This window comes from Phytopseudomonas daroniae (assembly GCF_004327275.1).
Classification (GTDB): domain Bacteria; phylum Pseudomonadota; class Gammaproteobacteria; order Pseudomonadales; family Pseudomonadaceae; genus Aquipseudomonas; species Aquipseudomonas daroniae.
The window spans coordinates 1-519 of record NZ_QJUJ01000025.1; the positions used below are offsets into that span (position 1 = coordinate 1).

Annotated in this window: 1 protein-coding gene; it reads right to left on the bottom strand. The window is 56.3% G+C overall.

All coding sequences use genetic code 11. From position 1 onward, the window contains the following. Positions 1 to 487 (bottom strand): transposase (locus DNK10_RS25810; RefSeq protein ID WP_165496041.1); only part of this gene is annotated, 487 nt, incomplete at its 3' end. Positions 488 to 519: the final 32 nt, after the last annotated feature.

Genomic DNA, 519 nt, shown 5'->3' on the forward strand with positions numbered 1-519 from the left:
CCCCGTAAGCGATGCATAGCAGCTTGCGCATGGCCGCGCAGACGATCTGTTTGCCGGTCTTGCCTTTTGCTCGCAGTCGCTCGGCCATTGCCCGGATCGCTGAATTGTAAGTCAGGGAGGTAACCGCCGGCAGGTAAAGTCCGCCGCGCAGTAATGCAGACCCCATCCGCGATATACGCACATGTCCTTTGTGCTTTCCCGACTCCTGCAGCCTTGGATTCAAACCGGCAAATGCGGTAACGGCTCGACTATCATCGAAGCGTTGTATATCACCCAGCTCCGCCAGCAGTAGCGCAGCTGTTCTGTCGGCAATGCCATCGATACTCTTGAGCAGATCGCGTTGCCCTCTCAGATCATCGTTGTCATCGAAGTGCTGCTTGATCGCCTTGAGTGTGTCAGCAATCTGCTGACGAATATGCCCCAGTACCGACTGGATCGACGCGGCTACCTTGGCATCGCTCGTCACGTCCAGACGATTCTGTTCCATCTGCTCCAGTTCCTGCAGATCCTTGAGGCGAT